The organism is Trujillonella humicola, assembly GCF_046233715.1.
GTDB lineage: Bacteria > Actinomycetota > Actinomycetes > Mycobacteriales > Geodermatophilaceae > Trujillonella > Trujillonella humicola.
In genome coordinates this window covers 1-21,904 of the sequence record NZ_JBJNRJ010000015.1, presented here as the reverse complement: position 1 = coordinate 21,904, position 21,904 = coordinate 1, and the positions used below count along the sequence as shown (strand labels likewise).

21 protein-coding genes and 1 pseudogene are annotated in these 21,904 nt (G+C 71.9%); 12 read left to right on the top strand and 10 right to left on the bottom strand.

The features are described 5' to 3' along the window. The first annotated feature begins 34 nt into the window (after window positions 1-34). The 3 genes from ACK586_RS10270 to ACK586_RS10260 all read left to right on the top strand — a co-directional run bounded on the left by ACK586_RS10270 (window position 35) and on the right by ACK586_RS10260 (window position 7,512). Window positions 35-2,845: a DUF1156 domain-containing protein gene (locus ACK586_RS10270; RefSeq protein ID WP_409330382.1), complete on the top strand. Its 2,811-nt coding sequence runs from the start codon at window positions 35-37 to the stop codon at window positions 2,843-2,845. Beyond that, window positions 2,845-6,219 (top strand): Swt1 family HEPN domain-containing protein, encoded by a 3,375-nt coding sequence (locus ACK586_RS10265; protein WP_409330381.1) that lies wholly within the window; start codon window positions 2,845-2,847, stop codon window positions 6,217-6,219. The genes ACK586_RS10270 and ACK586_RS10265 overlap by 1 nt, the downstream gene beginning before the upstream one ends. Window positions 6,220-6,312: 93 nt before the next feature. Then, window positions 6,313-7,512: a hypothetical protein gene (locus tag ACK586_RS10260; RefSeq protein WP_409330380.1), complete on the top strand. Its 1,200-nt coding sequence runs from the start codon at window positions 6,313-6,315 to the stop codon at window positions 7,510-7,512. A gap of 241 nt (window positions 7,513-7,753) precedes the next feature. Here the strand turns inward: ACK586_RS10260 and ACK586_RS10255 are convergent, their stop codons facing one another. The 5 genes from ACK586_RS10255 to ACK586_RS10235 all read right to left on the bottom strand — a co-directional run bounded on the left by ACK586_RS10255 (window position 7,754) and on the right by ACK586_RS10235 (window position 11,434). Then, window positions 7,754-8,320, bottom strand: coding sequence for a hypothetical protein (locus ACK586_RS10255; protein WP_409330379.1), 567 nt, complete (start codon window positions 8,318-8,320; stop codon window positions 7,754-7,756). Window positions 8,321-8,322: 2 nt separating this feature from the next. Beyond that, the gene (locus ACK586_RS10250; RefSeq protein WP_409330378.1) at window positions 8,323-8,718 is read right to left on the bottom strand and encodes a hypothetical protein; all 396 of its coding nucleotides are present in this window, start codon (window positions 8,716-8,718) and stop codon (window positions 8,323-8,325) included. Continuing rightward, window positions 8,718-9,137: a hypothetical protein gene (locus ACK586_RS10245; protein ID WP_409330377.1), complete on the bottom strand. Its 420-nt coding sequence runs from the start codon at window positions 9,135-9,137 to the stop codon at window positions 8,718-8,720. The genes ACK586_RS10250 and ACK586_RS10245 overlap by 1 nt, the downstream gene beginning before the upstream one ends. A gap of 533 nt (window positions 9,138-9,670) precedes the next feature. Next, window positions 9,671-10,195 (bottom strand): DUF421 domain-containing protein, encoded by a 525-nt coding sequence (locus tag ACK586_RS10240; protein ID WP_409330376.1) that lies wholly within the window; start codon window positions 10,193-10,195, stop codon window positions 9,671-9,673. Between the two features lie 15 nt (window positions 10,196-10,210). Then, entirely contained in the window at window positions 10,211-11,434 is a 1,224-nt protein-coding gene (locus tag ACK586_RS10235; protein ID WP_409330375.1) for a cation:proton antiporter domain-containing protein, read from the bottom strand. A gap of 178 nt (window positions 11,435-11,612) precedes the next feature. Here ACK586_RS10235 and ACK586_RS25645 point away from each other — a divergent pair. Beyond that, a pseudogene (locus ACK586_RS25645) lies at window positions 11,613-11,780 on the top strand (four-helix bundle copper-binding protein); the annotation flags it as partial. Window positions 11,781-11,852: 72 nt separating this feature from the next. On the opposite strand, the gene ACK586_RS10230 reads toward ACK586_RS25645, so the two are convergent. The 3 genes from ACK586_RS10230 to ACK586_RS10220 all read right to left on the bottom strand — a co-directional run bounded on the left by ACK586_RS10230 (window position 11,853) and on the right by ACK586_RS10220 (window position 12,804). After that, the gene (locus ACK586_RS10230) at window positions 11,853-12,170 is read right to left on the bottom strand and encodes a hypothetical protein (protein ID WP_409330374.1); all 318 of its coding nucleotides are present in this window, start codon (window positions 12,168-12,170) and stop codon (window positions 11,853-11,855) included. Further along, entirely contained in the window at window positions 12,167-12,460 is a 294-nt protein-coding gene (locus ACK586_RS10225; RefSeq protein WP_409330373.1) for a hypothetical protein, read from the bottom strand. Before ACK586_RS10225 ends, ACK586_RS10230 begins: the two co-directional genes overlap by 4 nt. Window positions 12,461-12,627: 167 nt before the next feature. After that, on the bottom strand, window positions 12,628-12,804 hold the full coding sequence (locus tag ACK586_RS10220) for a hypothetical protein (RefSeq protein WP_409330372.1): 177 nt from the start codon (window positions 12,802-12,804) through the stop codon (window positions 12,628-12,630). A gap of 151 nt (window positions 12,805-12,955) precedes the next feature. Here ACK586_RS10220 and ACK586_RS10215 point away from each other — a divergent pair, with 151 nt between their 5' ends. After that, a complete protein-coding gene (locus ACK586_RS10215) occupies window positions 12,956-13,204 on the top strand; it encodes a hypothetical protein (RefSeq protein WP_409330371.1) in 249 nt (82 codons plus the stop codon). Here ACK586_RS10215 and ACK586_RS10210 read toward each other — a convergent pair. Further along, entirely contained in the window at window positions 13,178-13,546 is a 369-nt protein-coding gene (locus ACK586_RS10210) for an STAS domain-containing protein (protein WP_409330370.1), read from the bottom strand. The two genes, ACK586_RS10215 and ACK586_RS10210, sit on opposite strands and share 27 nt — an antisense overlap. Window positions 13,547-13,694: 148 nt before the next feature. On the opposite strand from ACK586_RS10210, the gene ACK586_RS10205 reads away from it, so the two are divergent. The 5 genes from ACK586_RS10205 (at window position 13,695) to ACK586_RS10185 (ending at window position 18,367) form a co-directional block, all read left to right on the top strand. Then, on the top strand, window positions 13,695-14,411 hold the full coding sequence (locus ACK586_RS10205) for a response regulator (protein WP_409330369.1): 717 nt from the start codon (window positions 13,695-13,697) through the stop codon (window positions 14,409-14,411). Next, window positions 14,408-15,775 carry an ATP-binding protein gene (locus ACK586_RS10200; protein WP_409330368.1) on the top strand — a complete coding sequence of 456 codons (1,368 nt, stop codon included), beginning with the start codon at window positions 14,408-14,410 and terminating at the stop codon, window positions 15,773-15,775. The genes ACK586_RS10205 and ACK586_RS10200 overlap by 4 nt, the downstream gene beginning before the upstream one ends. Continuing rightward, window positions 15,772-16,374 (top strand): GerMN domain-containing protein, encoded by a 603-nt coding sequence (locus ACK586_RS10195; protein ID WP_409330367.1) that lies wholly within the window; start codon window positions 15,772-15,774, stop codon window positions 16,372-16,374. The genes ACK586_RS10200 and ACK586_RS10195 overlap by 4 nt, the downstream gene beginning before the upstream one ends. 69 nt (window positions 16,375-16,443) lie before the next feature. Beyond that, window positions 16,444-16,746: an STAS domain-containing protein gene (locus ACK586_RS10190; RefSeq protein ID WP_409330366.1), complete on the top strand. Its 303-nt coding sequence runs from the start codon at window positions 16,444-16,446 to the stop codon at window positions 16,744-16,746. A 271-nt stretch (window positions 16,747-17,017) separates the two neighbouring features. Next, window positions 17,018-18,367 carry a DUF2254 domain-containing protein gene (locus ACK586_RS10185; protein WP_409330365.1) on the top strand — a complete coding sequence of 450 codons (1,350 nt, stop codon included), beginning with the start codon at window positions 17,018-17,020 and terminating at the stop codon, window positions 18,365-18,367. 48 nt (window positions 18,368-18,415) lie between these two features. Here ACK586_RS10185 and ACK586_RS10180 read toward each other — a convergent pair whose 3' ends face one another. Beyond that, window positions 18,416-18,679 (bottom strand): hypothetical protein, encoded by a 264-nt coding sequence (locus ACK586_RS10180; RefSeq protein ID WP_409330364.1) that lies wholly within the window; start codon window positions 18,677-18,679, stop codon window positions 18,416-18,418. A 391-nt stretch (window positions 18,680-19,070) separates the two neighbouring features. On the opposite strand from ACK586_RS10180, the gene ACK586_RS10175 reads away from it, so the two are divergent. Together ACK586_RS10175 and ACK586_RS10170 are read left to right on the top strand one after the other, a co-directional pair. Then, the gene (locus tag ACK586_RS10175; protein WP_409330363.1) at window positions 19,071-19,718 is read left to right on the top strand and encodes a hypothetical protein; all 648 of its coding nucleotides are present in this window, start codon (window positions 19,071-19,073) and stop codon (window positions 19,716-19,718) included. Between the two features lie 174 nt (window positions 19,719-19,892). Then, window positions 19,893-21,904 (top strand): multicopper oxidase domain-containing protein (locus ACK586_RS10170; RefSeq protein WP_409330362.1); only part of this gene is annotated, 2,012 nt, incomplete at its 3' end.

Genomic DNA, 21,904 nt, shown 5'->3' with positions numbered 1-21,904 from the left:
TTCCTTGTCTCTCCGCTCGTCAGGACGTCTAGCCGTGTCTGCACTACCCCGCCGCAAGCTGATCGAGGTCTCGCTCCCACTGGAGAAGATCAACGCCGAATCCGCCCGGGAGAAGTCGATCAGGCACGGCCACCCCTCAACCTTGCATCTCTGGTGGTCCCGCAAACCGCTGGCCACTGCCCGGGCAGTGCTATTCGCCCAACTGGTCGACGATCCCTCGTGCCGGCCGGAAGCCCTGGCCATCCCGGACGCCGAGGCCCGTGAGGCCTGGGTGACCGCCGAACGGGACCGGCTGCACCGGCTGATTGAGAAGCTGGTTGCCTGGGATAACACCGGGGACGAGAAGCTCTTCGCCCGTGCTCACGAGGAGATCCTGCGCGATACCGGAGGCAACCCGCCGCCGGTGATAGACCCGTTCGCGGGCGGTGGCTCCATCCCGCTCGAGGCCCAGCGGCTCGGCCTCGAGGCGCGCGCCTCCGATCTCAACCCAGTCGCCGCCCTAATCAACAAGGCACTGATCGAGATTCCGCCAAGGTTCGCTGACCAGCCACCCGTCTTTCCAGGGGCCGCCGACTCGCGGTTGGGCGACTGGCCACGAGCGACCGGACTGGCGGAGGACGTCCGCCGTTACGGCGACTGGATGCGCGAGGAGGCCCAGAAGCGGATCGGCCACCTTTACCCCGACGCCGAACTGTCCGACGGAACGACAACGCGGGTCATTGCCTGGATCTGGGCGCGGACCGTGACCTGTCCCAACCCGGCGTGCCGCATTGCGATGCCCCTGACCAGTAGTTGGTGGCTGGGCAAGAAGAAGGGTAAAGAGGCCTACGTCGTTCCGATCGTCGAGCGGGGGCGGGTGCGGTTCACCATCGGACATGACCCACAGAAGGCGCCGACAGCAGCGAACGATGGAACCGTCCGCCGTACCGGCGCGCGCTGCATCTCGTGCGGGACGGCGGTACCGCTTCAGCATATTCGGAACGCGGGCAAGGCCAAGGAGATTGGCGCGCAACTCATGGCAGTTGTGGCAGAGGGGCGCCGCAAGCGCCACTACTTGGCGCCTACGCCACAGCAAGAGCAGGCCGCCCAAGTAGCCAAGCCAGATTCTTCGCCAAACGGACCTCTTCCTGAGCAGGCACTCGGGTTTCGAGTACAGGGTTACGGTTTCGAGCTTTACTCCGATCTGTTCAGTCCGCGTCAGCTCACTGCCCTAACGACCTTCAGCGATCTGGTTAGCGAAGTCAGGGAGCAGGTCCACGCCCATGCGATTGATGCGAACATGCCCGAGGGTGAGCCCCTCGAAGGAGGCGGCGCGGGAGCCGCTGCGTACGCCGATGCGATCGCTACCTGCCTCGCATTTACCGTCAGTCGCCTGACGAATAAGTCGTCCTCGATTTGCTCGTGGGACAGTAGCACTAAGATGGAGGCCGTCAGAGGCGTCTTTGCTCGACAGGCTATTTCCATGACCTGGGAGTTCGCCGAAGCTAACAATTTCGCATCGTCCTCCGGCGGTTTCCTCGAGGATGTCGACTGGGTAGCGCGCGCAATCGATCGCTTGCCGACCATGGGCTGCGGAAGCGCGGCCGCCGTGGGCGCCCAACACGCCGACTACAAGGGTCGGGTCCTCTCAACCGACCCGCCGTACTACGACAACATCGGCTACGCCGACTTGTCCGACTTCTTCTACGTCTGGATGCGCAGGTCGCTGCGAGCCATCCACCCCGGGCTGTTTTCCACAGTGCTCACACCAAAGTCCGATGAGTTGATCGCCAACCCCTATCGTCAGGGCGGCAAGGAGCACGCGAAGAGCTTCTTTGAATCCGGCTTTGAGGAGGTCTTCGCCAACGCGCGGGAAAACGCCCACCCAGATTTCCCGGTCACTGTGTACTACGCCTTCAAGCAGTCCGAGTCGGAGATCGCCGGCGAGTCGTCGACCGGGTGGGAAACCCTGCTCGGATCAATGATCCGGGCGGGTTGGGCCATCACGGCTACTTGGCCATTGCGGAGCGAGCTTGGCAACCGGATGCGAAGCATCGACAGCAATGCGCTTGCGTCGTCTATCGTGCTCGCGCTCCGTCCCCGACCGACGGACGCCCCGACCACCGACCGGCGAGGATTTCTTGCCGCTCTCCGCATCGAGCTGCCCGACGCCCTGCGAGAGCTGCAGCAGGGCGCGGTGGCGCCCGTCGACTTGCCTCAAGCGGCGATTGGCCCTGGCATGGCTGTGTTCACCCGGTACGCCGCCGTCCTCGGCAACGACGGTCGGCCCATGCCGGTGCGAGAGGCGCTGCAGCAGATCAACGCTTTGCTCGACGAGGTGCTCAACGAGCAGGAGGGTGACTTCGACGCCGACACCCGGTTTTCGCTGACCTGGTTCCGGCAGAATGGCTTTGGCCCTGGCAAATTCGGCGACGCGGAGAACATGGCCAACGGCCGGGGCGCATCGCTCGGGCGGCTCAGTCGGTCCGGCGTCCTCACCGCGCATGGCGGTGTAGTCCGGTTGCTCGCCTCGGGCGACCTGTCGGCCGATTGGGATCCAGCCACCGATCCGCACCTCACTGTCTGGGAGGTTGTGCTGCACCTGTCACGGGTGCTGGCCGACGGCGGGGTGCCGGCCGCCGCTGCGACGTACCGGGCGGTGCCTGGGGTGGTCGACCTAGCACTAGCCAAGGAGTTGGCCTACCTGCTGTTCCGTATCGCCGAGCAGCGCAAGCAGACCGCCGACGCAGTCGCCTTCAACACCCTCGCCGCCGCCTGGAACGAGATCGCCGAGGCCGCCACCGGCAGCTCGATCGCGGCCGCCGCCCAGCTCGAGATCGATCAGAACGCCGAGGACGAGTACTGATGGCCACCAGCAACCGCGACCGGGTCGGCCGCGCCTTCGAGCGGCTCGCCGAGGCCCTCGACGAGTTCGTCGCCTCTGCCGTAGCCCAAGCCGTCCCCGAGGGGCAGAACTGGACCGCCCTGCTCGCCGCCCGCGACGCAAAGAAGGGCATCACCGGCAAGACCTACGACCGCGGCGACGTCCAGGCGCAGCTGCGGATGCTGACAGAGAACGTCGGGCACGCGCTTCAGCCGGGCTGGTACCCGTTCGACGAGAAGCTGTCCCGGTCGGAGAAGAGCCTGGCCGAGGAGCTGCGCGACACCCGCAACCAGTGGGCGCACATGAAGCCGTTCTCGGCCGACGACGCCTATCGGGCGCTGGACACCGCCGAGCGGTTCTTGCGCGCGATCGGCGCGCCCGCCGACGCAGATGCCGTTCGCGATGACCGCATGGAGTTGCGCCGGCTGTCCTCCGAAAGCCAGGACCGCCGTGTGGTCACCGCGATGAGCACCGTCGGCGCAGAAGGGCTCAAGCCGTGGCGGGAGGTGCTCCAGCCGCACCGCGACGTCGCGGCTGGCAACTTCCAGGCCGCTGAATTCGCCGCCGACCTACACCGAGTGGCGACCGGCCAGGCCGAGGGCGAGTACGGCGACCCCGTCCAGTTCTTCAACCGAACCTTCCTCACCGACGGCCTGCGAGACCTGCTCGGTGGCGCCGCCCGACGGATCCGCGGCGACGCCAACGCCTCTCCCGTGGTGAACCTGCAGACAACGTTCGGTGGCGGCAAGACGCACTCGATGCTCTCGCTGTGGCACCTGTTCTCCGGCACCCCGGTCGACCGGCTGCCGCAGGAGGTGCAGGAGCTCGTCGGTGATCCCGGCCTGCCCGCCGGCGTGAGCCGCGCAGCGATCGTCGGCAACCACCTCGCCGCCGGACAGGTGCGCACAAAGCCCGACGGCACCCGGGTGCACACGCTGTGGGGCGAGCTGGCCTGGCAGCTCGGCGGCGCGGCCGGATACGCCCGCGTCGCGGACGCCGACGCCACCGGCACCAACCCCGGCACGGCGCTCCACGAGCTGCTCGCCGAGCACGCACCTGCGGTGATCCTCATCGACGAGTGGGTGGCCTACGCCCGGCAGTTGGTCGGCCGGGACGACGACAAGCTCGTCGGCGGCACCTTTGAGACCCAGTTCACCTTCGCCCAGACGCTCACGGAGGCGGCCAGCGGCACGCCCGGCGTCCTCGTTGTCATCTCCATCCCGGCCTCACCGGACAGTGAGGACGACAACACAGGCGTCATCGACGAGGAGGTCGGCGGCGAAAACGGCCGGCTGGCGCTGCGTCGGCTGCAGAACGCCGTCCGCCGGGTGGCCAGCCAGTGGCGCGCCGCCTCGGCCGATGAGGCGTTCGAGATTGTGCGGCAACGGCTCTTCGAGCGCCCCTCCCCCGAGGCGCTCGCGCACATCAGCGCCACCGCCAAGCAGTTCGTCGAGTTCTACCGCAAGCACTCGGCAGAGTTCCCGGGCACTGCAATCGACAACGCCTACATCGATCGGATCCGCCGCTCCTACCCGGTACACCCAGAGCTGTTCGACCGGCTCTACGAGGACTGGTCAACCCTCGACCGGTTCCAGCGCACCCGCGGCGTGCTGCGGCTCATGAACACGGTCGTCGGCGCGCTATGGCGGGCCGGCGACACCGCGCCCCTGATCCTGCCCGGCTCGGTGCCGCTGTCCGACGACGGGGTGGTCACCGAGATCACCCAGTACGTCGAGGACCAGTGGAAGAGCGTCGTCGACGCCGACGTCGACGGCCCGCAGTCCGTGCCGCGGCAGGTGGACGAGGCGAACAAGGCCCTGCTGGGCAGCCGGCTGGTCACCCAGCGGCTGGCCCGAGCCATCTTTCTCGGCGCCACCCCGACGCTGCACACGGCGAACAAGGGCATCGACCGCCGGCGGGTGTTCCTCGGCACGGCCGTGCCCGGCGACGTGCCGGGGAACTTCCACTCGGCGCTCAATCAGCTCGCCGACCAGGCCACCTACCTGTACACGAACCAGTCCCTGTACTGGTACGACACCCAGGCCAACACCTCGCGGACCGCGCGAGACCATGCGGCCGGACTGCACCCGGAGGACGTCGCGGCAGAGGTGCTGCGTCGGCTCGACGCCGTCCGCCGGGCCCGCGAGGGGCGACCGGCCGTGCACCTGACCGCCGACCCGGCCGAGGTGCCCGACAGCGACGAGTTCCGGCTCGTTGTCCTGCCGCCGCAACACGTCTACGAGCGCAAGTCGCCGACGGCGAACGCCGCCGTCACCGCGGCCCACGCCGTCGTGGACAACCGGGCCGGCGGCGCGCGGGTGCGGCGCAACCAGCTGGCACTGCTGGCCCTCGACAGCGCGCGCGCCGACGATCTCGACCGCGCCGTCCGCGACTACCTGGGCTGGCTGTTCGTCGCCGAGCAGGCAGAGCAGCTCGGGCTGAGCATCGCCCAGGCCAATCAGGCCCGCGATCGTGCGAAGCAGGCCGACGGCACCGTCACCTCCCGCCTGCTGGACGGCTACACCTGGCTGATCGTGCCCACCCAGCAGCCCGGTGAGCCGTGGACGGTGTCGGCGTTGCGCGCGGATGCCTCGGCCAGCTCCGTGCTCGACCGGGCGCTGTCCAAGCTGCACCGCGAGAGCGAGCTCGCCGACGAGGTGGCGCCAGCGGTCATCCGGATGCAGCTGAACCGGATGCCCGCGGCTTGGGAGGCGGGGCACGTCAGCGTCGCAGCCCTGTGGGACCTGTTCGCGCAGTACCCGTACCTGACCCGGCTGACCGACCGCCGAGTGCTGGAGGCCGGGATCGCGCAAACCTTGAATGAGCCGCTCGGCTGGGAGCACTCGACCTTCGCGCTGGCCGCCGGGTTCGACGAGTCGGCCGGCCGCTTCGTCGACCTGCGGCTGCCGGGCGACTCCGTGCCGCTCGCGGTGACAGGCACGACCTTGCTGGTGCAGCCGGCGGCTGCGCTGGCGCAGCGGGCCAAGGACGAAGCCGAGCGGACGCTGGAGGCGGACACCGAAACGCCGCGGACCGATGGGACTCCGACCGGCCAGTCCGGGACTGGCACAGGAACAGGGACGTGGGGTACCACCGGCCAGGCGCCCGGCTCCACCCCCGCGCCGAAGACCCGCTTCTTCGGCGTGCACCAGCTAGACCCCCAGAAGTACGGCAAGGACTTCGCCGTCGTCGTCGACGAGGTGCTCCAACGACTCACCGCCGCCGGCGCTCAACTGGAGGTTCGTCTGGAGATCTCCGCGACGAAGGCGGAGGGCTTCAGCGACGACGTCGTCCGCACAGTGTCGGAGAACGCCGGCACGCTGCGGTTCGAGCAGGCTGGATTCGAACGGGAGTAGGCGGCTTGGGGCGCGGCACGCCACCAAGACCTGTCCGGCCCGCCGAGGTCATTCGAGGCCCCTGACCACGAGAGCCCAACCCAGGAAGCGACGATGGACAACGAGATTCAGCTGATCAGCGACGGCGACGGTGTGGCGATCATCGGCGCCGAGACGGCCGTCGAGGCGTTTCTCAAGTCGAAGGGACTCTTGGCCTCGTCACGGCAGCTCAATCTGCGACGTCTTGAGGCCCTGCTCGCCATGGCATCCGACGCCACACAGGCAGCTTCGGAAATCGCCGAGAACTCGGGCCGCTGGATCAGGCTGACTGAGGAGTCCGCTCGACTCGTCAAGGATCACGGGCTCATCGAGACCAAGACGCCTGGGGTCAGCCACGTCATGGTGGGGATACCCGGAAAGGTTCAGAACTGGCTCCAGACAGAACAACGCCTGGGGTCACTAGTCACCAACCCGGCGGTGCTATCCGGCGTAGCAGGCCTTATGGCGCAGGTCGCGAGCCGGGAGGCCATGGCGGAGATCACCGACTACCTCGCGAAGATCGACGAGAAGCTCGATGACGTTCGCCGCGCCCAGAAGAACCAGGTGCTCGCACGCACTGACGGAGTCGACCTCGCGATCCGGGAGGCAATGAGCGTCCGGGAATCAGTGGGCAGGGTCTCGGAGATCACATGGTCGAAAGTGGAGAGCACCTCCACGACGATCCTGGAAACGCAGGCGTACGCCTCGCGTCAACTCAGGGACCTCGCCGAGAAGCTGGAGCGGAAGTCGAAAGTTGGCGATATCGCCAAGACGGCCAAGGAAGCCGGGTCCGAGGTGCGTGTCTGGCTTGCGGTTCTCGCTCGTTGCTTCCAACTACAAGACGCGATCGCCGACTTGGAGCTCGACCGTGTTTCGGACGCGTCGCCGGACGAGTTGGACCGCCATCGTCTCGGGCTGAAGGCAGCTCGCCAGAGCCGACTAGAACTGTTCCTAGAACGCACTGCGCAACTGCTGGACCGTATGGACGTGGCTGTCGGCAAAGCAAATGCGAAGTTGGTCTGGAATTGGAAAAAGTCCTTGGAAGTAGTTCAGGCAGGCAACCTCGTAGCGAGCGGAGTCGATGACTTCCACGAGCTCCTCGAGATCCAAGCCGAGCCCCGCTCGTGGTCGGCGAGGCAGCTCGGGCCCATTGTGGAGAAGGGCGCCCAAGCGATCCAAGGCACGAAGGACGCAACGCCGTACGCCGCGGCAGTCGTTGGACTGGTGGGTCTCGCGGCTGCTGGGAAGAAGGCCCAGGATCGAGGTGAGGCGTAACGGGCAGGGCCGCGCCCGGCCATACGTCGCGCAGTTCGAACATGGACAGTTGAAGCCCGAGCGTCATGAGAGAGCCTGCGGAATTAGCCATTACCCGGCGCCCCGCCTGAGCAGGGCTAATGCGGCTGCTGGGCGCTGTGTGGTCACATCTTGCAGGTCTCGCGAGGCTTCGTCGACGGGACAGGCGAGGGGCCCCGCAAAGCACGTCGCTACGCCGCTGGTGGCGTGCGGCTGCCGGCCCTTAGAGCTCTTCCAGCGGGTCTTCTTCCTCTGGGACTTGCTCCACGCCCTCGATTGCGCCCGGCCCGTTCGGACCCCCATAGACCGGCGGAGCCGGCGGTTCTGGGACGTAGAAGTTGGCTACCCAGTTCTTGCGAAACGTGTTGTCGATTGCAAGCCGCCATCGGTAGCGCCGGCCAGGGGTCAACGGCATCCCGTTGGGAAAGGCGAACTGCATCTGCACCCGGCCAGGGAGGTCAGGTGGCAGTGCCAGCCCCGGAGACGTCGGCCGCTCCGCAACAACAGCTTGCGCGAAACGCACCGGCTCGCCCTGTCCGGTCGGCCCCGGAAGCACGACAAGCTGGTCTGCCTCGACGTCACGAAGCTCGACTGACCAGGTGAACTGCTCGCCAGCATGGCGCCCAGGCACGTCGATCATCACGGCGAGGTACATCGGTGCCGTCTGGCCGGCTTGCCACCCGGCGACACCAAAGCCGGCACCCATGAGGTTGAGCTTGCCGCCGCTGTCCAAGCCGATGTAGTCGGCGAGGAGGAGGACTGCGTGAGCGTCTTGAGCAATGCTTCCCACGGTCAGACGGCCTGCAGCGGCTGCTCGTGGCTGTGCGTCAGGACCTCGGTGGCCGCTTCAACGTTCTTGAAGGTGGGACCACCGACGGTGCTCGTTGCGACATCACGTTCGGGCTGCAGGGCGCCGTTGTACCAACGGCGCACGTAGGTGATCGGAACGACCGTTGTGTGCTGGGCCGGCGGGCGCAGCGACGCCCAGTCGACAGAGAGGTACACGAGTTGGCGTTCGACGTCGATCGCAGTGACGTGGCCGCGTCCGACCAGGTCGGCTTCTGACTCGAAGACCTCGACCTCGTCGCCTGGCTGGAGGTCGGTGGGGGCAGCGTCGACGACGTCCTCGAAACCGGCGTACGTCCCGCTACCACGGACGCGCACGTTCAGGTCGATCTCGATCCTCATCACGGCGTGGTCCACCTTCTCGTCTCGAAGGCTCCGAGGAAGCTGATCACCGCATCTACGGTGGGTCCAGCTCCGTCGGAGCCCAGGTCAACAGAGTAGTGCTCGGGCGGCTCATTGGGCTCTTCGTGCTCCTCGTACTTGTAGAACGAGAACCCAAGATCCCGCAGTGCCGCAGCTGTGCTGCAGATGTAGTAGTTCTTGTTGGTGGCAGGGTTCACTCCATCGAGCTGCGCCGCCTCCAACAGTCTTCGGACGACCGTGTCCGTGTCTTCACCCAAACGAGGGGCGCTCGCAAACACGGACAGTCCGTAGGCGCCCACGAAGCGATGCTCCTGGTTCGCCTTCACGAGCACCCGGTCAGGCCTCACCGGGGTGAACCGGATGACAACCGCCTCGGCAGGCAGGTCGACCGGTCGCATGACGGCCGAGCATAGAGTCGCCAGCCGCGCCGCTCACGGCGAGCCCGGACGCAGCGACGTCGTCGGCCAGCACACATGCCTCGGCCGGCCATGCCTCTCGGGTGATGTCGTCGCGACGGTCATCTTGAACGTTGACCCGCCCGGCGTGATGCGACGCCCGAGCCCCTGCGGCAGCTGGTCGCGGAGGCCGGCGGCCACTCGTTCGCGGTGCTCGTACGGCAGCGCCGTCGTCGCATAGAACCGGTCCACCTCGACGACGTCCGGCGCCAGGCCGCCCTGACCCCGTGTCGGCCGCGGACGCCACCCTGACGAGGGTGGGGTGGGCACACGGTGGGCACGAACGCCCAAGTGCCGCAAAGGCAGAGGCGAACACGTGCGGATTGCGGCAAGCGTCTGACGTGCGGGAACGGCCCCGGCCGGTCATGAGGGATCAGCGTCGATACGTGGCCCACCGGACTCATAATCCCTGGGTCGTGGGTTCGAGCCCCACCCGCCCCACCCGGTGTCCGCAGCGATGGCGCCGTCGGACGTGGTCAGCCCTCGGCGGTCCGCACGCCCTCCACGCCGTCCAGCGCCGACCCGTCACCGAGCTGGTCGCGGGAGAGCACGCTGAGGGACCCGTCGCTCTCGAGGACGACGGCGGCCACGGTGGACAGGTCCCCGGAGCCGCTGGCGCGCACCGCCTGGCGGATCTCGTCCATCGACACCCGCTCCCCGCGGAGCGCCTCGGGCAGCGGCGCGCCGTCGGTGAGGAGCAGGCGCGGCCGGGAGGTCACCGCCGATCGCATGCCGGGCCGGCGCACGGTGACCCACGCGACGACCAGCTGGGCGGCGGCGAGCAGACCGAGCGCCAGCGCGCCCTCGCTCCACGACACGTCCCCGCTCAGCAGGATCGTCGCGAGCACCGACCCCAGCGCCACCGTGACCACCAGGTCGAAGGCGTTGAGCTTGGACAGCGTGCGCTTGCCCGTCAGCCGGAGGACGACGACCACCGTCACGTAGGCGCTCGTCCCGACGGCGAGGATGCGGCCCAGGTCGGACCACGAGTCGAACCACATGGAGGGAACCCTTCCTCAATCGGTCTGCTGCGCCGCGGCTGCGGTCGCGCGGCGGTACAGCACCCGGCCCGGAGCAGAGGAGATGCCGTGCACCACGGTGCTGGCGGCGACGACGAGGCTCCCGGCCGCGAGCACCACCGGGTCCGGTGCCAGCCGTTCGTGCTCCATGGCCAGGTAGAACAGCGCCGACACCCCGACCGGCCCGAACCACCCGAGGAACACGGCGTCGGGCCGGCCGAGCCGCAACGGCCGGCGGAGCAGCCACACGACCGGCAGCCGGCGCAGCAGCAGGACGCCGACGGCGAGCGCCGGGCCGCGCCACCCGAGGTCGGCCCACGCCTCCCAGGGCAGCACGACGCCGAGCGCCACGAACAGCGGGAGGACGAGGAAGCGGTTGACCGCCTCGTCGATCGGCACGTCGTCGGTCCGGTCGGCACCGGTGGCCACGTGGTTGTACGCCAGGCCGGCGACGAACACCGCGAGGATGCCGTCGACGTGCACCAGGCCGGAGACCCCGAGGACGGCGAAGGCGAGCACCACGGTGAACAGCAGCCGCGCACCGGTGTCGGTGGAGCCGTGCCGCTCCCCCGCCCGCAGCGCCCGGGCCCCCAACCACCCCAGGGCGAGACCCAGACCCGTCGCCCCGGCCACCTGCCACAGCGACTCGGCGAGAGCCGCCCCGACGCCCAGGGGACCGGCCAGCGCGACGGCCAGCAGCACCAGCGGCAGCGCCAGCCCGTCGTTGGCTCCGGACTCCAGGGACAGCACCTGGCGGTCCCGGGCAGGGAGGTCCTCCTCGGCCGGCCCGCCGGTGACGACGCTGGAGGCCAGCACCGGATCGGTCGGGGACAGCGCGGCGCCGAGCAGGGCGGCCGCGCCCACTCCCACGCCCAGGGTCACGGCGGCGAGCCCGGCCGTGACGACGCCCATCGCGGGCATCGCGACCGCCAGCAGGAGGAGGACCGGACGCAGCCGGGCCCGCACCTCCCGCACCGGGTAGCGCAGCGCGACCGACATGACCGACACCGCGAGCAGCAGCCGGGCAGCCGTGTGCAGCCACGTGCTGTCCGCGGTGAGCGGGGGGACGTCGAGCACGCCCGTCAGCGCGGGACCGAGCACGACGCCGACCGCGAGCGCGAGCACGGGCTCGGAGACCGGCCAGCGCCGGAGCCGGCCCGACAGCGCCGCGACCGCGATGCCGAGCGCTCCCGCCGCGGTGAGCAGGAGGTCGATCAGCACGTGGTCGCCCGTGCCCGCGCGGTCACAGCCGGCGGCATCGACCGGGGACGGCGCTCCCGGCGATCCGGTCGGTGGCGGCCATGTGCGGACTCCTCCCCCGCGTCCCGGCCCGCTGTCTCGGGCCGTGCCCCCCGTACCCGCCCCGGCGCCCTGAACCGCACCCGGGCGGGACGGATCGGTGACGGCCGGGCCGGCGCGGGAGGACCACCACGCCGAGTCGGTCGACGAGCTCAGGACCTGCATCCGCAGGAACGCCGCCTGCGCCGACGTCTGCGACGCGACCGGCCGGGTGCTCTCCCGGCACACGGGCTACGACGCGACGCTCACCCGAGCGGTGCTCGAGGCCTGCCAGGACCTGGTCAGCTCACTCGGCCGATCGACCGCCCCGATGCGCGGGGAGGGCGGAGCGACCGGGTCGTCACCGGTCGGCCCGGGACCTGCGGGCAGCCCGGGCCTCGTGCAGCCACCGGACCAGTGCGACGGCGGCCAGCGGGACGGCGACCACCAGGGCCGCGCCGGCGAGCGCGCGTACCTGCTCGGGACCCGAGCCGCCCGCTCCCAGCAGCCCGCCGCCGAACGCGGCCAGGCCCACGGCCACCGCCAGCAGGCCGAAGCCCAGGATCGACCGCCGCGCCCGTGCCTCCTCGGGCAGGGTCCCGGCGTCCGGGCGGGGGGCGAGCGCCCCGGCCGTCGCGAGCACGGCCGCCGCCGTCAGCAGGACGACGGGCCAGGTCACCGGGTCCTCCTCGTGCCGCTGCGACTGGTCCGCCGTCCCGTCAGCCGGGCGTAGACGGCCACCCCCACCACCGCGAAGCCCAGCTGGGCGCTCAGCTCCAGCCAGTCGACACCCGGCGTGCGCGCGACGCCTGCGGCAGCCGCGACGAGCGTGCCGGCCAGCGCCGCACCCACCGCGGTCACCAGCACCGGCCAGAGGTACCCCCTCCTGCCCTCCGGCAGGAGGAACCACCCGGAGGTCCCGGTCACCAACCCGATGGCCGCAGCCGTGACGAGGCTCGTGAGCTCCATGAGACCTGCTCCTCCTCGTCTCTCCCCGTCGAGATGCCCCGGACGACGCGAGGCATCCCGGCACTACCCTCTGCTGTCCGGCCGCCACGGGCCGGGCGGAGTCGACACCGACCCGTCATGTCCGCGCGGCGGCGCCGCGGCGTGCCACCGCCCGGAGTCCCCCGAGCTCACCGCCGGGGCGGCGAGGGCGGGACCACCCGTCCACCCGGCCGGCCGGTGACCGGCGGCAGGAGCCGCCGGCCGCACCCGGTGCAGAACCGGCTGCGCCGGTCGGGGTGGGCAGCGCGCGAGCAGCACATCCGGATCTCCTTCACGTCGTGGTCGCCCCGGACGATGCCGGGCACGGCGTCCGGTCATCGCGCTGCGCCACGGAGCGGGACGAGTCGTCAACGGATCGTCACGCGCGTCGCACCCGTGTGGAGATCTCGTGACGGTGTCGCGGAGAACCGGGCCCGGGGTTCCCGCCGACGCCGACCGCACCGCAACCTCGACGTCATGACCGACGTCTGGATCGAGTCCCCGCACAACCTCCACTGCCCCCGGTGCGACCGCCGGCTGGTGCAGCAGGCCGGCATCCACTTCCACAGCGGGCTGCAGTCGTCGGTGTACGTGGGCGAGGTCAGCACGCTGAGCTGCCCGGGCGGCCACGGCCTGCCGGAGCGGCAGGAGCTGTACTCCCACCGGGAGCGGCGCGGGTACTCCCCCGTCGCCGCCGTGTCACAGGTCCCGCCGCCGCACCGCTGACCCCCGCCGGGACCCGCGCACCGGTCCGCTCTGCAGGTCCAGCACCCGCCAGAGCCCGGTGCGGTGCACCATGTCCCGGGTGCGCCGGTCGGCGCCCCGGAGCACGACCGACCCGCCGCGGGCCCGGCACCTGCGGTGCGCCCACAGGAAGCTCGCCAGGGCCGGGCTGCCCAGCGACTGCACCCCGCTGAGGTCCACGACGATCCTCCGGGCACCGGCGATCAGCGCGTCGTGCAGCAGCCACCGGACGTCGGCGAACCCGTCGGCCATCAGCTCGTCGTCGAGCTGGACGACGACCTCGTCGTCCACCATCGTCCGGTCCCCGACGCCCGTGCTGCTCATGCGTTCCCCCTGGACGTCGTCGCGACTGCGGTGTGCGGTCGAGCTTCGTCAGGTGACATTGCGATCCCCGCGTCCGGACGTTTGCGATCCGGTGACGGTGCGCCGCCGGGGACATGACGGGACCGCCGCGGTGGCATCATGGAGCGTCGTGTCCCCCCGTCTGCTGGTCGTCGAGGACGACGACTCCATCCGCACGCCGCTGCGCTGGGCCCTGGAGGACGAGGGCTACACCGTGGCCGAGGCGGTCAGCGGGGAGGACGCCTGCACGCTGGTCGACGCCGGCGCGCCGGACGTGATGCTGCTGGACCTCATGCTCGGCCGGATGGACGGCTTCGGCGTCATCCGCCACGTCCGGCGCCGGCACGACCTGCCGATCATCGTGGTCAGCGCCCGCGCGGACACCCACGACATCGTCGCCGCGCTGGAGGCCGGGGCCGACGACTACGTGACCAAGCCCTTCCACGTCAAGGAGATCACCGCCCGCCTGCGCGCGCTGCGGCGGCGGTCCGGGGCGGCCCGCCCGGAGGGCGGCTCCGGGCCCGGGCCCGAGGAGGTGGTCCTCGATCGGCACGGGGACGCGCCGCTGGTCCTGCGCCCGCACGGCGGAACGGTCCACCGGGGGGACGAGCAGCTGCCGCTGACCGTCACCGAGTTCCGCCTGCTGTGCGAGCTGGCCTCGGTGCCCGGGCGGGTCCTCAGCCGCCAGGACCTGCTCGAGCGGGTGTGGCAGCACGACTACTTCGGCGACGAGCGGATCGTCGACGTCCACATCCGCCGGCTGCGCACGAAGGTGGAGCTCGACCCGAGCTCGCCGCGGCTGGTGCTCACCGTCCGGGGTCTGGGCTACCGCCTGGACCCCCAGTGAGGCTGCGCGGGCGCCGGGGCCTGCGCGCCCGCATCGTCCTCGCCTTCGCCGCCGGCGCGCTGCTCGTCTCGGCCGTCCTGGTGGTGACGACGTTCGTGCTGGCCCGCGGGTACCTGCTGGAGCAGCGGGAGGACGCGGTCACCCGGGCGGCCTTCGTCGACGCCGACCGGGTGCGCAGCCGTCTGGCGACGTCCGGGACCGAGATCGCCGACGTGCTGTCGCAGCTGCCGTCCGGGGCCTCCGACATCGTCGTCCGCAGCAACGGGTCCTGGTACTCCTCCAGCCTCGACGTCGGTGCCCGCGACGTCCCGGTCGAGCTGCAGGAACTGGTCACCTCGGGGTCCGCCGGCCGGATCCGCGCGGACTCGGCCGGCGGGCCGCGGCTCGTGGTCGGGATCCCGCTCGGCGACACCGGCCTGGAGTTCTACGAGATCGCCCCGCTCGGCGAGCTCCAGTCGGTGCTCCACACGCTGGCCGTCGTCCTCGCCGCGGGCGCCCTGACGGCGACCGCCGCCGGTGCCGGGTTCGGGGTGTGGGCCAGCAGGCGCGTGGTGCAGCCGCTGGACCAGGTCGCCGGCGCCGCCACGCGCATCGCCGGGGGGGAGGTGAGCACCCGGCTGCCGCCCACCGACGACCCCGACCTCGTGGCCATCGTCGGCAGCTTCAACACCATGGTCGACGCCCTGGCCGCGCGCATCGAGCGGGACGCCCGCTTCGTCGGCGACGTGAGCCACGAGCTGCGCAGCCCGCTCACCAGCCTCGTGACCAGCGTCGAGGTGCTGGCCAGCCGGGGTGACGAGCTGAGCCCGCGCTCGCGGCAGGCCCTCGAGCTCGTCGAACGGCAGCTGGCCGCCTTCCGCACGACGCTCGACGACCTCCTGGAGCTGGCCCGGCTGGACGACGGCGCGGCGCCGCGCGACCGGCCCCCTGTCGCCCTCGCCCAGCTGGTGCGCGAGCTGCTGGCGGCCACCGGGCGCCCGGTCGAGCTGCTGGACGCCGAGGCCGACGAGCGGACGGTCGTCGCCGGGGACAAGCGCGGGCTGGAGCGGGCGGTCCGCAACCTGCTCGACAACGCCGACCGCCACGGTGGCGGGGCCCGCCGCGTCGGCGTCGAACTCCGGGAGGACACCGTGGTGCTGACCGTGGACGACTCAGGTCCCGGAGTGCCGCCCGAGGACCGCGAGCGGGTCTTCGAGCGGTTCGTCCGCGCGCCCCGGGCCGCGCGCGGATCGCTGCCGGGAGCCGGGCTGGGACTGGCCATCGTGGCCGAGACCGCGGCCCGGCACGGCGGGTCCGCCTGGTGCTCGGCCAGCCCGTGCGGCGGGGCGCGGATGACCCTGTCGATCCCGGCGGTCCGGCCGTGACGGCCCGGTTCGCCGCCACCGCGGTCCTCGTCCTCGTCCTGGCCCTGGCCGGCTGCGGCGTCAGCACCGGCGGCTCGCCCGAGGAGCTGGAGCCCTCCGAGGTCCCCTACGGGCTCCTCTCCGCCACCCCCACCACGGAGGCGCCGACGCCGGTCGCCCCGGTGGGCGACCAGCCCCGGGTCTACCTGGTGACCCCCGAGGACGTGCTCGTCGCCACCGGCCGGGAGGTCGGCCGCGGGAGCCTCGGCGGCCGGCTGGCCGAGCTGCTCCGCCAGCTCACCGCCGGGCCGACGGGCGACGAGCGGGACGACGAGCTGACCACGGCCATCCCGCCGGGGGCGGAGCTCTCGGTGGCCGAGGTGGACGGCGACGTCGTGACGATCGACCTGTCGAGCCCGGGCGAGGCGCCGTCGGGCCTGCAGGGCCGGCTGGCCGTGGCGCAGATCGTCCTGACCGCCACCAGCCTGCCCGGCGTCGACGGGGTGCTGCTGAGCAGCGAGGGCGAGCCGCTCGAGGCCCCGCTGCCCTCGGGCGAGCTGACCACGTCGCCGCTGCGGGCCGACGACTTCACCCCCCTGGTCGTCGCCCCGCCGTCATGATCTTTGCGGTCCCGTGACGAGTACCGCACGCGACTGCCCGGCCGACCCGGTCCCTGCCAGGCTGGCCGCATGGACAGCGCCCTGGTCACCCGCTCCCCCGGCCGCCGCTCCATGAGCGAGGTGGTCGACTGCCGGCGCGGGTCGGTGCGGGTCAGCGGGGACCTGACCGTGCAGGGCGCCGACCTGCTGCGCGGCACCGTCGAGTCGCTGCGGCGCAGCGGTCACGACGTGGTGCTGGTGGACCTCGGGGACGTGCGCACCACCGAGGCCGCGGGCTGGGACGAGCTCGAGGCGCTCCGTCGCTCCGTGAGCGCGGACGGCGGGGAGCTGCTGCTGGTCGCGCCCCCGGTCGCCCCGGCGCCGGCGCGCTGACCGTTCCGGCGCCCGGGCCGCTCCGCGCCGCGTCGACGTCGGGCACGTCGCCGCCGCGTTCCACCGGACGATGCCCGTGACGTCGCGACGCGGGTGCCGTGGGTGTGCGGGCGGCACGGACGGGGCAACCGGTGGACGGCCGGCCCTGCGACCGGCTGTGTGACGTCGACTCGCGCACCCGCGCCGGGTCCCGGACGGGAGGTGCCGAGGTGGGCTCGGTCGGGCGGGTCCGCGGGCTCATCGTCGTCCGGCTGACGGGCGGCGGAACGAGATGAGAGCCGTCCGGCGGCTCGGCTCGCGGGTGCTGGCCCTCCTGCGCGGTTCGCTCTGGCCGGTGCCCCTGCTGGCGGTCACCGTGGCGGTCGTCCTGGGCGTCCTCATGCCGCGGCTCGACGAGGCCGTCGACTCCGGGGACCCCGGGCACCCGCTGGCCTTCGTCTTCGGCGGTGGGCCGGCCGCGGCTCGGGACCTCCTGGCCGCCATCGCCGGCTCGCTCATCTCGGTCACCGGCCTGACGTTCTCGCTCACGGTCGTCGCGCTGCAGCTCGGCAGCAGCCAGTACTCGCCGCGGCTGCTGCAGACCTTCGCCAGCGACCGCGTCGTGAAGTACACGCTGGCGCAGCTGATCGGCACGTTCGTCTACGCGCTCACGGTGCTGCGCACGGTGCGGACCGCCGAGGCGACCGACGGCGAGGACGCCTTCGTCCCCCGGCTGTCGATCAGCCTCGCGTACCTGGCCACCCTGGGCAGCGTCGCGGCGCTCGTCCTCTTCCTCGGGCACCTCGCGCGCTCGTTGCGGGTGGAGACCATGCTGCGCGACGTCCACGACGAGGGGCGCGCCACCTGGGCACGCGCGCTGCCCGCCGACGCGGACGAGGAGCCGCCGGGGACCGCCTCCGGGCCCACCGGGACCCCCGCGGTGCTGACGGCGCGCGGCAGCGGTTTCGTCGTCGCCGTGGACGAGGAGTCGCTCGTGGCCGCTGCCCGCGACGCCGGCGTGGTCCTCCAGCTCGTCCCGCGGGTCGGTGACTCCGTGGTCGAGGGGACGCCGGTCGCCCATGCGTGGCAGCGGCCCGGCTCGCCCGCCGAGGACCTGTCCGGGCTCGAGCGGGCCGTGCAGCGAGGGGTGCGCCTCGCCTACGAGCGCGAGCCGGACCGGGACGTGGCGTACAGCCTGCGCAAGGTGGTCGACATCGCCGGACGCGCCCTGTCCCCCGGCATCAACGACCCCACCACCGCCGTGCACGCGCTCTCGCACGTGTCCGCCATCCTCGGCGAGCTGGTGTCACGGCCGGCACGCGCGCGCCGGCACCACGACGGGGACGGAGAGCTCAGGCTGGTCGTGCCGCAGTGGGGACACCGGGAGCTGCTCGAACTCGGCCTCGACGAGCCGATCCAGTACGCCTCCGGGCAGCCCGCCGTCCTGCGGCGGATCGCCGCGCTGCTGCGCGAGGTGGCCTGGCGGGCACCGCGGGAGCGGCTGTCCACCGACCTGCGGCAGCTGATGGACCGGGTCGCCGGCGTCGCCCGCGAGTCCACCGCGATCGGCGCGACGGAGATCCGGTCCTGGCGCACGGACCTCGACGAGGCCCTGGCCGGCCGGTGGCCCCCCGGCTCCTGAGCGGGCACGCCCCGGCGTGCCCGCCCCCGGACCGCGGGGGAGCCGATCTCAGGCGGCCCGGCCGAGCCCGCCGGCGCCCTCCCGGTAGGCCGCCGAGCGGGGCGACCCGTGGGGCGGGACGAGGTGGTGCACCTCGGCGGTGTCACCCGCCTCGTCGTCGGCCGTCCAGCGGGAGAGGCTCAGCGCCACGGCGCCGGACACCAGCACGCCGGCCGTCGCCACCACGCTGACCCAGAACTGTCCGGTGACCCAGGTGCCGGTGACGGCGACGACCAGGCAGAGGTACAGGACGACGGCGGTCGTGCGGAGCATGCGGAGCTCCAGGGGTCGGGAGGTCCCCGGCCGGTTCGGCGAGGTGCTCGTCCCGGCGACGGGGAGCTCGGGGACGGGGGCGCGCCGGCGGTCCGCCGGACGTCGGTCCCCCAGGGACACCCTCCACGGTCCGCCCGGGACCTTGCGGTCGGCGGGCGCCGGCCTTGCGATCCCGTGTCGGTGCACCGCCTGGACCACCGCGCGCCCCGGCCAGCTTTGCGGTCTCGTGACGAGTCCCGGCCCGGCGCCCCGGGCGAGGACGGCGTGGGTAGGCCCGGGAGACCGACGTCCGAGAGGGGAGCATCGTGCCCACTCAGATCCCCGGCTCCAGCCACGAGCTCAGCGGCACCGCCCGCACCGTCGCCGCTCCCGCCGGCGGACGGAGCAGCGGATGAGCGCATCCGCCCTCCAGCAGCAGCCGTGGCAGGCCGCGTGGCAGTGGCTCCGGCGCGGAGCGCGCGCCGCCGCCCTGGGGTCCTACGGACTGCTGGCCGCGGCCGGCGCCGTTGCCTCGCCGGCGCCGTCGCTCCTCATCGGCGCCGTCCTCGCCGCCACGGGCGGCGCGATCGTGGCGTGGCTGCACCACGTCCCGAACGACCTCCCCCCGTTCCCCCACCCGGCGGTGGCGGGCACCTACCTGGCCTGCCTGCCCGCGGCCATCGCCGGAACGGTGGTCTTCGGGCACTGGGCCGGCGTCATCGTCGGTCTCGGCCTCGTGGCCGGCACCTCCTTCGCGGTGCACTGGGTCAGCCAGCCGCCGGCCGGGGACCCGCCCCTGGCGCCCGGCCGGCCGGCGTCCGCGGACGAGGACTCGCTGCGCGAGATGCTGCGGCTGCTCCCCGAGGACGCGCTGCTCGACGAGTGGCGGACCGCGCGGGCCGCAGACGGGCGCTCCGACGGCGCGACACCGGGAGCAACGCGGTTCCGGGAGCTGCTGATCGACGAGATCCTGCGCCGCGACCCCGGCCGGGCCGGCGCGTGGCTCGAGGACGGGTCCGGCGGCTCTCCCGGAGGAGTCGCCGGAGGACGTCCCGGCTGACCTCCGGCTCCACCGCGGGCGGGTCCGGCCCCGCCCGGACACGCACCGTGATCACGTGATTCCCCCAACTTGCGGGGAGCCGCCTCCCCCCTCCTGACGGCTGCACCGGCCGGGCCCGCCCCCGGCAGGGTCTCTCCCGACCGCAGTGAGAGCGCGCCCTCAGCGAGGTGTGACATGGAGACCGTCAGCCTGAACCGGCGGGACGTCCTGAAGATCGGCCTCGCCGGGACGGCGGTGGCCGCGCTGCCGCTGCAGGCGACGCTGGCCGCCAAGGACGCCTCCGACCTCGACGAGCGGCGGCTGCCCCGGCCCTACGCCGCGCCGTTCGCCGCGCCCCCGGTGCTGGCCCCCACGGCCCGTGACGACGTCCCCGGCAACACCTACGGGAAGAACCCGGCCGACGGCGCCCCCATCCCCGGCGGCGAGTACGCCGGCACGGACTACTACCGCATCACGCAGATGCCGTGCGAGGCCACGTTCATCTCCGGCGTCCGCACGAAGATGTGGGGCTACAACGGGCTGGTCCCGGGCCCGACCATCCGCACCCACCGCAGCGGGGGCAAGCCGCGCCGGGTCGTCATGCAGCAGATCAACGCCCTTCCGGCGACCCACCCGACGCTGCGGTACGTCCCGTGGACCTCGACCCACCTGCACGGGTCACCGTCCAAGCCGCAGTACGACGGCTACGCCGGCGACCTGAGCCACCCCGGCGAGTGGAAGAACTACCAGTACCCGAACAACTGCACCCCCCGGACGATCTGGTACCACGACCACGGCGTGCACCACACCGCCGAGAACGTCTACATGGGTCTGGCCGCCCAGTACCACATCGTGGACGACGCCCTCGAGCAGCAGCTCGGGATCCCGCGGTTCAACCCGGCCCTGCCGACCGCGCACCCGGCCCAGTACGAGGTGCCGCTGATCATCAGCGACGTCGCGTTCACCTCGAGCGGGCAGCTCAAGTGGGACGACGAAGGCCACTCCGGCGTCTACGGCGACGTCATCCTGGTCAACGGCGTGCCGTGGCCGAACATGCAGGTGGAGCCGCGCAAGTACCGGTTCCGGGTGCTCAACGGCTCGCTCGCCCGTGGCTACCGCCTGCGGCTGAGCAACGGCAAGCCCTTCCAGGTCATCGCCACCGACGGCGGGTTCATGCGCCGGCCGCAGACGGTCACCCAGATGACCGTGGGCATGGCCGAGCGCTACGAGATCGTCATCGACTTCGCCGGCCTGGCCGGGACGACGGTGCAGCTGCTCAACCTCGGAGTGAAGAACGCCCGCGACTTCGACCACACCGGCAAGGTCATGCAGTTCACCGTGGGCCGCAGCGTCACCAGCACCGCGGGCAACAGCGTGCCGGCGGACTTCGGGACGGGCCACCCCTGCATGGACCTGACCCCGGCGATGTCCACCGCGACCCGTCGGCTGCGGCTGGAGCGCACCAACGGCATGTGGGTCATCAACGGGAAGACGTGGGAGGACGTCGTCCGCAGCAACTACGAGCAGGTCTTCTGCAACCCGGCACCGAACGCGGTCGAGATCTGGGAGGTGGAGAACAGCTCCGGAGGCTGGTTCCACCCGCTGCACGTCCACCTCGTCGACTTCCAGGTGCTCAGCCGCAACGGCCGGCCGCCCCGTCCGGAGGAGCTCGGGCCGAAGGACGTCGTCTACGTCGGCGAGGGCGAGACCGTGCGCCTGCTCATGCGCTTCGAGCACGAGGAGGGGCGCTACATGATCCACTGCCACAACCTCAGCCACGAGGACCACGACATGATGACCCAGTTCCAGGTGGGTCACCACGACATCGACTGCGACTCCATCAACACCGATCCGCCCAAGGGCGGGCCGGCGCCGGAGCTCGTGGCGCAGCAGCCCTCGACCCCCGCGACCGGCGGTGACGACAGCACCCCGACGACGTCGACCGCACCGACGACATCCAGCGCACCGACGACGTCCAGCGCCCCGACGACGTCGACCGCCCCGACGACGTCGACCGCACCGACGACGTCCAGCGCACCGACGACGTCCAGCGCCCCGACGACGTCGAGCAGCACCTCGTCGTCGTCGCCCACCCCCACCGCCACGACGCGGGCGGGGCGGCCCGGCCGCCCGCGCCGTCCGCCCCGCCGCCCCCGGGCGCGTCCCCGCGCCCCGGCCCCCCGCCCCGCCCCCGCCGCCCGCCCCGC

What these genes read in the sequence shown, in the direction of transcription:
- ACK586_RS10265 (WP_409330381.1), top strand. Translation starts at nt 2,845, where the DNA reads ATGGCCACCAGCAACCGCGACCGGGTCGGCCGCGCCTTCGAGCGGCTC.
- ACK586_RS10260 (WP_409330380.1), top strand. Translation starts at nt 6,313, where the DNA reads ATGGACAACGAGATTCAGCTGATCAGCGACGGCGACGGTGTGGCGATC.
- ACK586_RS10250 (WP_409330378.1), bottom strand. Translation starts at nt 8,718, where the DNA reads ATGAGGATCGAGATCGACCTGAACGTGCGCGTCCGTGGTAGCGGGACG.
- ACK586_RS10245 (WP_409330377.1), bottom strand. Translation starts at nt 9,137, where the DNA reads ATGCGACCGGTCGACCTGCCTGCCGAGGCGGTTGTCATCCGGTTCACC.
- ACK586_RS10240 (WP_409330376.1), bottom strand. Translation starts at nt 10,195, where the DNA reads ATGTGGTTCGACTCGTGGTCCGACCTGGGCCGCATCCTCGCCGTCGGG.
- ACK586_RS10225 (WP_409330373.1), bottom strand. Translation starts at nt 12,460, where the DNA reads ATGGAGCTCACGAGCCTCGTCACGGCTGCGGCCATCGGGTTGGTGACC.
- ACK586_RS10215 (WP_409330371.1), top strand. Translation starts at nt 12,956, where the DNA reads ATGACCGACGTCTGGATCGAGTCCCCGCACAACCTCCACTGCCCCCGG.
- ACK586_RS10210 (WP_409330370.1), bottom strand. Translation starts at nt 13,546, where the DNA reads ATGAGCAGCACGGGCGTCGGGGACCGGACGATGGTGGACGACGAGGTC.
- ACK586_RS10190 (WP_409330366.1), top strand. Translation starts at nt 16,444, where the DNA reads ATGGACAGCGCCCTGGTCACCCGCTCCCCCGGCCGCCGCTCCATGAGC.
- ACK586_RS10185 (WP_409330365.1), top strand. Translation starts at nt 17,018, where the DNA reads ATGAGAGCCGTCCGGCGGCTCGGCTCGCGGGTGCTGGCCCTCCTGCGC.
- ACK586_RS10180 (WP_409330364.1), bottom strand. Translation starts at nt 18,679, where the DNA reads ATGCTCCGCACGACCGCCGTCGTCCTGTACCTCTGCCTGGTCGTCGCC.
- ACK586_RS10175 (WP_409330363.1), top strand. Translation starts at nt 19,071, where the DNA reads ATGAGCGCATCCGCCCTCCAGCAGCAGCCGTGGCAGGCCGCGTGGCAG.